Raw genomic sequence first — 432 nt, forward strand, 5'->3', positions numbered from 1 at the left:
TTCACTGATCTGCTCGATGACGCCTTCGAGCAAGGCCCGCTTGGACCGGAAGTAGTGGTAAAGAGCACCTTTCGAGATCTCCAGGTCAGCCAGGAGGTCTTCGATGGTCATCGCGTCGTAGCCCTTGTCATGCATCAGCCGCAGGGCGGCGTCGAGGATCTCGCGACGCCGGGCGGCGTGTTCGGCGGGGTTCACCTGTCGTGCCACGAGTCCTCCTCCTTGACGCTGAATGTGCGTCGCACCTAGCCTAATTTATAGACCGTCAGTCGGTTTATTAATGAGGAGCCATCGATGCCGCAACCCACCACCGAAGCCCGGCAGCGCACCCGTATGTTCGCCCGCGTTCTGGGGCCTTTCGTCGCGGTCGCCACGTTGATCGTCGCGGTCCGGCTGCCCAGCCTCGGCGACCTGTTGGGCGATCTGTTCACCATC

1 protein-coding gene is annotated in these 432 nt (G+C 61.8%); it reads right to left on the reverse strand.

What is annotated here, in order from left to right; translation table 11 throughout:
• On the reverse strand, positions 1 to 207 hold a 207-nt coding region (locus RM812_RS42465; protein ID WP_311586389.1), incomplete at its 3' end, for a helix-turn-helix domain-containing protein.
• Between the last annotated feature and the right edge of the window lie 225 nt (positions 208 to 432).

The organism is Streptomyces lancefieldiae, from assembly GCF_031845825.1.
Taxonomy (GTDB): Bacteria; Actinomycetota; Actinomycetes; order Streptomycetales; family Streptomycetaceae; genus Streptomyces; species Streptomyces lancefieldiae.